This window comes from Enterobacter cloacae complex sp. P15RS, from assembly GCF_014895905.1.
Lineage (GTDB): Bacteria > Pseudomonadota > Gammaproteobacteria > Enterobacterales > Enterobacteriaceae > Enterobacter > Enterobacter quasihormaechei.
Map to the genome: position 1 here is coordinate 57,860 of NZ_JADBQL010000037.1, position 8,984 is coordinate 66,843.

An 8,984-nucleotide genomic window follows, 5' to 3' on the forward strand; every position below is an offset into this window, starting at 1 on the left:
TTTTATCATCTTTGGAATACGCACACTCCGTGCGCAGGCCCGTGCCAGACAGCCATAACAACCGGATTATCCGCTCCGGCAAAGGGAGGAATGGCTCGCCATTCCCCGTCAGGTAAAACAATCTCTGCGACGTCATCCGTCGCGTTCAGCGTCACCAGCCACGCATCCGAAAGCAGGATTTGCAGACAGGGTATGCCGTGTTGCCACTCTTGCGCGCTTAACGGTTGCGCGTCTTTATTCAGCCAGCGAACGTTGCCGTCGCCCTCTTCCCACCAGCTGTCGGCGGTGAGCGCGGGGATGCGCTGGCGAAGATGGATCAGCGCCGCGGTGAAATGAGTCAACCCGCTGTTCGCTTCTCCCCAGTCGAGCCAGGTCAGGGTGTTGTCCTGGCAATAGGCGTTGTTGTTGCCGTGCTGGCTGTGACCGTGCTCATCGCCTGCCAGCAGCATTGGCGTGCCCTGCGATAACAAAAGCGTCGTCAGCAGCGCATGAACGCTGGCGCGTCGCCGCTCGATCACGTCCAGACTTCCGCCTAACCCTTCTATACCATGGTTAAAGCTATGGTTATTGTTAGTCCCATCGCGATTCTCCTCGCCGTTTGCCTCATTGTGTTTCTGATTGAAACAAACGCAGTCGCGCAGCGTGAAACCGTCGTGTGCCGTCACCAGGTTAATGGTGGCCGACGGACGTTTTCCGTCGCGCTTAAAGAGATCGCTCGAGCCGGCAAAGCGTCCGGCGAACTCTCCGAGCGACAGATCGCGCGCCAGCCAGAAGCGACGGACGGCGTCGCGGAAGTGATCGTTCCACTCGGCAAACAGCGGCGGGAAGTTCCCCACCTGATAACCGCCTTCACCAATGTCCCAGGGTTCCGCAATCAGCTTCACCGTTGAGAGCACCGGGCAGTTTTTTATCGCCTCAAACAGCGGCGCCTGCTGGCTAAATGCCGGAGTGCGCCCCATCACCGGCGCCAGGTCGAAACGAAAACCGTCCACGTGGAACGTCTCAACCCAGTATTTCAGGCATTCGTACGCGTAATGCGTAACGGCCGGATGGCTGAGGTTGAGGGTGTTACCGCACCCGGTCCAGTTTTCATAATCCCCGTCGTCCCTGATCCAATAATAGCTACGGTTATCGATTCCGCGCTGTGAGAGCGTCGGACCGTCAAGATCGCTTTCCGCACTGTGGTTCAGCACCACGTCCAGAATGACCTCAATGCCCGCCGCGTGAAGCGCCTTCACCGCATCGCGAAACTCGTCCCGCGCTTTCTCCGGATGCACCGCGTAGCGCGGGTCGAGCGCGAACATCGCCAGCGGGTTGTAGCCCCAGTAGTTGCTTAACCCAAGGCGCTGAAGACGCGGCTCGCTGGCGAAATGCGCCACCGGCAGTAGCTCCAGCGCGGTGATCCCTAACTGCTTCAGGTAAGCGACCATTGTCGGATGCCCCAGCGCTTTGTAGGTGCCGCGCATCTCTTTGGGGATCGACGGGTGCAGATACGTCAGCCCTTTGACGTGGGCTTCATAGATGACGGTATTACCCCACGGCGTGCGCGGCGGGGCATCATCTTCCCAGTCGTAGAGATCGTGCACCACCACGCTTTTGGGCGCGACGGGCGCGCTGTCGCGGTGGTCAGGTTCGCCGTAGCCGACGTGGAACAGCGGGTCGTCTTTAAACTCGCCGTCCACGCGGTGCGCGCACGGGTCAATCAGCAGCTTTGCCGGGTTAAACCAGTGCCCCTGAGATGGCTCCCACGGGCCGTGTACGCGAAAACCGTAGTGCATTCCCGGACGCCCGCCGGACAGGTAACCGTGCCAGATGTCTCCCGTGCGGGACGGTAAATCGTAACGGTGCTCGTTACCTTCCCCGTCAAACACACAGAGTTCCACCCGCTCCGCATGGGCAGAAAAGAGCGTGAAGTTCACCCCCTTTCCGTCAAAACTCGCCCCGAGCGGTTCGGGTTTACCTGCCGAGAGCTGCGTCATTCGCCCTCCCGCACCAGCCAGATGGTGCTCAGCGGCGGCAGCGTCAGGCTCAGGGAGTTCGGACGACCGTGGCTTTCAATCGCATCGCTCTGCACCAGCCCGCCGTTACCGGCGTTACTGCCGTGGTAGTGCATGGAGTCGGTGTTCAGAATTTCGCGCCATTTACCCGGCTGGTTAATGCCGAAGCGGTAGTGTTCGCGCGGCACTGGCGTGAAGTTGCTGGCAACGATGATCTCGTTACCCGCTTTGTCACGACGGACAAAGACAAACACCGAGCGCGCGTGGTCGTCCACCACCAGCCACTCAAAGCCGTACGGATCGAAGTCCAGCTCGTGCAGCGCTTTGTGGTGGCGGTAGGTCAGGTTCAGGTCGCGCACCAGACGCTGTACGCCGTGGTGCCAGTTGTCCGCGCCTTCCAGCAGGTGCCAGTCAAGGCTGGTGTCGTGGTTCCATTCGCGCCCCTGCGCAAATTCGTTGCCCATAAACAGCAGCTTTTTGCCGGGGAAGGCAAACATCCAGCCGTAATAGGCGCGCAGGTTGGCAAACTTCTGCCACGGGTCCCCCGGCATGCGGTCGAGAATAGATTTCTTGCCGTGCACCACTTCATCGTGCGACAGCGGCAGCATGAAGTTTTCGGTGTAGTTGTAGAGCAGCCCAAAGGTGAGCTTATCGTGGTGATACTGACGATAAACCGGGTCGAGCTTCATGTAGTCGAGCGTGTCGTGCATCCAGCCGAGGTTCCACTTGTACCAGAAGCCCAGGCCGCCCATTGACGGTGGACGGGAAACGCCCGGAAAGTCCGTGGACTCTTCCGCCATGGTCACGGCGCCTTCCACCTGCTCACCGATGATGCGGTTGGTGTTGCGCAGAAACTCAATCGCTTCGAGGTTTTCACGTCCGCCAAACTCGTTCGGGATCCACTCGCCCTCTTTGCGGCTGTAGTCGCGGTAGATCATCGACGCCACCGCATCGACGCGCAGGGCATCAATGCCGAAGCGTTCGATCCAGTACAGCGCATTCCCCACCAGGTAATTCGACACTTCACGGCGACCGTAGTTGTAGATCAGCGTGTTCCAGTCCTGGTGATAGCCTTCGCGCGGGTCGCTGTGCTCGTACAGCTTCGTGCCGTCGAACTCTGCCAGCGCAAAATCGTCCGACGGGAAGTGGCCCGGTACCCAGTCGAGGATGACGTTCAGCCCGGCGGCGTGCGCGGCATCAATGAAATAGCGGAAGTCATCGCGGGTGCCGAAGCGGCGCGTAGGCGCATACAGCCCGGTTGGCTGGTAGCCCCAGCTGCCGTCGAACGGGTGTTCGTTGATCGGCAGCAGCTCCAGATGGGTAAAGCCCATCCATTTGGCGTACGGCACCAGCTGGTCCGCCAGCTCGCGGTAGCTCAGCCAGAAGTTGTTGTCCGTGTGGCGACGCCAGGAGCCGAGATGCACCTCATAGACGGAGATCGGCGCATCAAAGCGGTTGGCCTGCTTGCGTTCCTCGCTCTGAACGACCTTTTCCGGCAGGCCGCAAATCAGCGAGGCGGTATTCGGGCGCAGTTCAGCCTCAAAGGCGTACGGGTCAGATTTAATACGCAGCTTGCCGCTGGCATCGATCATCTCGAATTTGTAGAGCTGGCCGTTATGCGCCCCGGGGATAAACAGCTCCCAGATGCCGGTTTCCCGGCGCAGGCGCATGGGGTGACGGCGACCGTCCCAGTAGTTGAACTGCCCAACGACGGAGACGCGCTGGGCGTTTGGCGCCCATACGGCAAAGCGCGTGCCGGTGATACCGTCCATGGTATCCGCGTGGGCACCCAGCGTTTCGTAGGGGCGTAAATGGGTTCCTTCGGACAGCAGCCAGGCATCCATCTCTTTTAAGAGCGGCCCAAAGCTGTAGGGATCGTCAATCAGGTTTTGCTGACCGTGCCAGATAACGGCAAGCTGATAGCGAAAGGGGTTTTTACGACGGGGCATGACGCCCGAGAAGAAGCCACGCGAGTCGAGGCATTCCAGATTACCCACCTTGCGGCCGGTTTTGGGTTCGATAACCCACACTTCTGTCGCATCCGGTAACAGCGCCCGAACTTCCAGTCCGGCCTCTGTACGGTGCATCCCTAGCACAGAAAAGGGGTCGGCAAAATGACCCGCAATAAGCGCATTAATCACGTCTCTCGAAATACGATCGGACATGGTATTCATCCTGTTTTTTTATGTCGCCCTTTTTACGCGCTCCGGGACGACTTTTAATGTGACCTAAACGGTGCAGTTAATCCTCTCTGCTCCGCCCTACCCTCAGGTGAGAAATAAATCTTCCTTAAAGCATAGCCAACGTCGTGGTTCCTCCTGATAAAAAATAAGACATCTGCGTTTTACTCCATGTAGTACGCAAAAAAAGGGGGTGACAATCACCCCCCGTGTTTAACAAATTATTACGCCAGCTGGCGCAGCATGCGGCGCAGCGGCTCGGCGGCACCCCACAGCAGCTGGTCGCCAACGGTGAACGCGGAGAGATACTCCGGCCCCATGTTCAGCTTGCGCAGGCGGCCAACCGGCGTGGTCAGCGTGCCGGTAACGGCAGCCGGGGTGAGCTCGCGCATGGTGATATCGCGATCGTTTGGCACCACTTTCGCCCACGGGTTGTGCGCGGCCAGCAGCTCTTCCACGGTCGGAATAGACACATCTTTTTTCAGTTTAATGGTGAAGGCCTGGCTGTGGCAGCGCAGCGCGCCGATACGCACGCACAGACCGTCAACCGGGATGGTGTTCGCGGTGGCGAGGATTTTGTTGGTCTCAGCCTGGCCCTTCCACTCTTCGCGGGTCTGGCCGTTATCCAGCTGTTTGTCGATCCACGGGATCAGGCCACCGGCCAGCGGTACGCCAAAGTTATCCACCGGCAGCTCGCCGCTGCGGGTCAGCTGAGTGACTTTGCGCTCGATGTCGAGGATGGCGGATGCCGGGTCTGCCAGCTCGGCCGCGACGCTTTGGTGCAGCTGGCCCATCTGGGTCAGCAGCTCGCGCATGTGGCGTGCGCCGCCGCCGGACGCGGCCTGGTACGTTGCCACGGAGACCCACTCCACCAGGTCCTGCGCGAACAGGCCGCCGAGGGACATCAGCATCAGGCTGACGGTGCAGTTGCCGCCAACAAAGGTTTTCACGCCGTTGTTCAGGCCGTCGGTGATGACGTCCTGGTTAACCGGGTCGAGAATAATGATGGCATCGTTTTTCATGCGCAGCGACGAGGCCGCGTCAATCCAATAGCCCTGCCAGCCGCTTTCACGCAGCTTCGGATAGATTTCGTTGGTATAATCGCCGCCCTGGCAGGTCACAATAATGTCGAGTGCCTTCAGCGCTTCCAGATCGTAAGCATCCTGCAACGTGCCTGTGGTACCCCCAAAGGACGGTGCAGCCTGGCCGAGCTGGGAAGTGGAGAAGAAGACCGGGCGGATGGCGTCGAAATCGCGCTCTTCAACCATGCGTTGCATGAGTACAGAGCCGACCATACCGCGCCAGCCGATAAAACCAACGTTTTTCATAGCATTTTTTTCCTGCAAGGGGTGTGTGCTGATTGTGCAAGCCAGTATTGAACTGGGATATGCTTCACATTACAAAATGCTGCCAAAGTCGCAAGCGAAATTAATCGATGATTGCCCGGCAATCAGAAAAAGTGCTAATCATCGCAATGACCACAATAAGTATCAGGGATAATTTAAGATGAGTGAAATCATTTCCGCAGCGGTTTTATTGATCCTGATTATGGATCCGCTCGGTAATCTGCCGATCTTCATGTCGGTGCTGAAGCACACCGAGCCGAAGCGCCGCCGGGCGATCATGATCCGCGAGTTGCTCATCGCCCTGCTGGTGATGTTTATCTTCCTGTTCGCCGGGGAAAAAATCCTCGCTTTCCTGAACTTACGCGCCGAAACGGTCTCCATTTCCGGCGGGATAATTTTGTTCCTGATCGCCATTAAGATGATTTTCCCGAGCGCAGAAGGCAGCAGCAGCGGCCTGCCCGCGGGTGAAGAGCCGTTTATCGTGCCGCTGGCGATCCCGCTGGTCGCGGGACCAACGATTCTGGCAACGCTGATGCTGTTGTCGCATCAGTATCCGAATCAGATGAGCCATCTGGTGATTGCCCTGCTGATCGCCTGGGGCGGGACGTTTATTATCCTGTTGCAGTCGTCGCTGTTCCTGCGCCTGCTGGGTGAGAAAGGGGTGAACGCGCTGGAGCGTCTGATGGGGCTGATTCTGGTGATGATGGCGACGCAGATGTTCCTTGACGGGATCCGGGCGTGGATGAAAGGTTGAGGATGTAAAAAAGCCGGGTGGCGCTCACGCTTACCCGGCCTACAGGACCTGAGGTTTTTTGTAGGTCGGGTAAGCGTAAGCGCCACCCGACAAAAAAAGATCTCTGCGGCATGATGCCCTCACCCCAACCCTCTCCCACGGGGAGAGGGAGCAAACCAGCAGCGACATTTGTAGGTCGGGTAAGCGTAAGCGCCACCCGACACACATACAGCCTCGTTAGCTCAGGAGCGTAAACGCAATCATCCCGACAATCGCACCCGTGGTGCCGAGGATGGTTTCCATCAGCGTCCAGGTTTTCAGGGTTTGCGCTTCGGTGGCGCCGGTAAATTTACCGAACAGCCAGAAGCCGGCGTCGTTTACGTGTGAAACCACAATCGAGCCGCCCGCGATACAGATAGAGAGCGCCGCCATCTGCGCGCCGGAGTAGTTCAGCTGTTCAATCACCGGCATCACCAGGCCCACGGCGGTTAAGCATGCCACGGTCGCGGAGCCCTGAATGATACGCACCGCCGCAGCCAGCACGAAGCAGGTGACCGCAATCGGCAGTCCCATTCCGGTCAGCGCTTCGCCCAGTGCCGGACCCACACCGGAGTCCACCAGTACCTGTTTGAACACGCCACCGGCACCAATCACCAGCAGAATGATACCCGCCGGTTGCAGCGCAGCGCCGCAAATCTCCATCACGCGGTCTTTCGGCATGCCCTGACGCATCGCCAGGCCGTAAATCGCCACCAGACACGCCACCAGGATCGCCGTGAACGGGTGACCAATAAACTCGAACCATTCGTACGCGGTTGAACCGACCGGCACAAAGCGCGCCGCGATGGTTTTCAGACCCACCAGCACCAGCGGGAGCAGGATCAAAGAAAGACTAAAGCCGAAGGACGGCATTTTGCCTTCGCCCAGGTGCGGCTCGGAGATGTCGTCCGGGATGTGCAGCTCAACGTAGCGGCTGATGAAGTTGCCCCACAGCGGACCGGCGATAATCATGCCCGGGATCGCAGCGCACAGGCCAATCAGGATCATCCAGCCAAAGTCCGCGTGCATCTGGGAGGCCAGCAGCATCGGGGCAGGCCCGGGCAGCAGAAACGCCGCGGCCGCCGCCACGCCCGCAAACAGCGGAATGACCAGCTTCACGAGGTTCGTACCGGTATGACGCGCCATTGAAAACGCCACGCTAATCAGCAGCACAACCGCCACTTCAAAGAACAGCGGCAGCGCGCAAATCAGACCGGCCAGACCAATCGCGTAGTGCGCTCGGCTGTGACCGAAGGATTTCAGCATCTTGACGGCAATCTGGTCGACCGCGCCCGTCTCGTGCAGGATCTTGCCAAACATCGCGCCCAGCGCCACCACAATGGCCAGGAAGCCCAGCGTGCCGCCCATCCCTTTTTCCATCGTCGCCGCGATTTTGTCGAGCGGCATACCGGAAAAGAGACCTGCACCAATAGAAACCACCATCAAAGCAACGAAGGCATGCATACGCGCCTTCATCACTAAAAACAGCAGCAGCAATACGGAACCCACTGCTGTCAGAACTAGCGTTAATGTACTCAAAACTTACTGCCTTTTATTAATAACCTCGATGGTGCTGGCTACAACACCTTCCAGCGGCTGATCGATATCAACCACTAAGACATCCTGCTCGTCAGCACCCGGCTCCTGCAACGCCTCGAACTGCGTGACCAGCATCTGGGTTTTGAAGAAGTGGCCTTTACGCGCCTTCAGTCGGCTTTCAATCACCCCGAAATCGCCTTTCAGGTAGATGAAAGAGAGGTTCGGATTGCCGTCGCGCAGCAGGTCGCGATAGGTTTTTTTCAGCGCGGAGCAGACGATCAGGGAGACTTTGTTGGTGCGCTGCATCGCGAACGCGGCGTCATTCAGCGCCTGCAACCACGGTTTGCGGTCGTCGTCGTTCAGCGGCTCGCCGGAAGCCATTTTCATGATGTTGCTGCGCGGATGGAGGAAGTCACCATCAAGAAACGCAGCCTGGAGTTGATGCGCCACTTCGCTCGCCACGGCAGATTTACCGCTACCGGACACGCCCATCAGGACGTAAACGTGGTGATCGTGATTAGTCGTGCTCAAAGGGTGTCCCTCAGTCAATTGTTACGGGTAACAGTTATCGGTAACATTGTCCTGCCGGGGCAAAAGAGAAGCAATATCCAAACGTGCGCGATGTGAATAAGTGTGAGCTACTTCAAATTTGTCGGATTAAATAGATCCACCCGGTGACAAGGTGAAACCTAAATCTAACATTTTAGGGGTAACTGCCTCACCACGAATGCGCGCCAGCAGGCGTTCTGCACCAATGCGCCCCATGCGTTCGCGCGGGGTCAGGACGCTTGCCAGCCGCGGCTCCATCACCTGGCCGATGTCGTGACCGTGGAAGCCGGCAATCGCCATGTCATCAGGGATCTTCAGCCCCAGACGCTGGCATTCAAACGCCGCGCCCACCGCAAGGTCATCGTTGGTACAGAAAATACCGTCCAGTTGCGGATACTCGCGTCGCGCCTGACGCATCAGCTCAATACCCGACGTATAAGATGAAGATTGCTCCACCATTACGCTGTACGGGGTTAAACCGGCGTCGAGCATCGCCTGCTCGTATCCCTTCTGTTTGATGATAGTACGTTCATCCAGTCGTGCACCCAGGTATGCGATATGGCGATGACCGCGGGCAATGATCGCCGCCGTCATCTGACGC

The 8,984-nt window shown here is 58.4% G+C and carries 7 protein-coding genes; 1 reads left to right on the forward strand and 6 read right to left on the reverse strand.

Annotation, left to right across the window (positions count from 1 at the left end):
* Positions 1–5 precede the first annotated feature (5 nt).
* The 3 genes from glgX to asd all read right to left on the reverse strand — a co-directional run bounded on the left by glgX (position 6) and on the right by asd (position 5,505).
* Complete coding sequence (glgX, locus tag IM267_RS19315; RefSeq protein WP_063865386.1) at positions 6–1,979, reverse strand: glycogen debranching protein GlgX; 1,974 nt, start codon at positions 1,977–1,979, stop codon at positions 6–8.
* Positions 1,976–4,162, reverse strand: a complete 2,187-nt coding sequence (glgB, locus tag IM267_RS19320) for a 1,4-alpha-glucan branching enzyme (protein ID WP_063449534.1) — start codon at positions 4,160–4,162, stop codon at positions 1,976–1,978. The genes glgX and glgB overlap by 4 nt, the downstream gene beginning before the upstream one ends.
* A 239-nt stretch (positions 4,163–4,401) precedes the next feature.
* Positions 4,402–5,505 carry an aspartate-semialdehyde dehydrogenase gene (gene asd / locus IM267_RS19325; protein WP_193034089.1) on the reverse strand — a complete coding sequence of 368 codons (1,104 nt, stop codon included), beginning with the start codon at positions 5,503–5,505 and terminating at the stop codon, positions 4,402–4,404.
* A gap of 178 nt (positions 5,506–5,683) precedes the next feature.
* On the opposite strand from asd, the gene yhgN reads away from it, so the two are divergent.
* Positions 5,684–6,277 (forward strand): NAAT family transporter YhgN, encoded by a 594-nt coding sequence (gene yhgN / locus IM267_RS19330; protein ID WP_003861574.1) that lies wholly within the window; start codon positions 5,684–5,686, stop codon positions 6,275–6,277.
* 216 nt (positions 6,278–6,493) lie between these two features.
* Here yhgN and gntU read toward each other — a convergent pair whose 3' ends face one another.
* The 3 genes from gntU to IM267_RS21380 form a co-directional block, all read right to left on the reverse strand.
* On the reverse strand, positions 6,494–7,834 hold the full coding sequence (gene gntU, locus IM267_RS19335; RefSeq protein ID WP_023295539.1) for a gluconate transporter: 1,341 nt from the start codon (positions 7,832–7,834) through the stop codon (positions 6,494–6,496).
* Positions 7,835–7,837: 3 nt separating this feature from the next.
* On the reverse strand, positions 7,838–8,365 hold the full coding sequence (gene gntK, locus IM267_RS19340) for a gluconokinase (protein ID WP_003861569.1): 528 nt from the start codon (positions 8,363–8,365) through the stop codon (positions 7,838–7,840).
* Between the two features lie 126 nt (positions 8,366–8,491).
* Positions 8,492–8,984, reverse strand: a 493-nt coding sequence (locus IM267_RS21380; protein WP_226848199.1) for a substrate-binding domain-containing protein, incomplete at its 5' end; no start/stop codon positions are given.

Bases quoted from the DNA above. Each gene is read 5' to 3' on its own strand.
- glgX (WP_063865386.1), bottom strand. From the start codon at position 1,979: ATGACGCAGCTCTCGGCAGGTAAACCCGAACCGCTCGGGGCGAGTTTT.
- glgB (WP_063449534.1), bottom strand. From the start codon at position 4,162: ATGTCCGATCGTATTTCGAGAGACGTGATTAATGCGCTTATTGCGGGT.
- asd (WP_193034089.1), bottom strand. From the start codon at position 5,505: ATGAAAAACGTTGGTTTTATCGGCTGGCGCGGTATGGTCGGCTCTGTA.
- yhgN (WP_003861574.1), top strand. From the start codon at position 5,684: ATGAGTGAAATCATTTCCGCAGCGGTTTTATTGATCCTGATTATGGAT.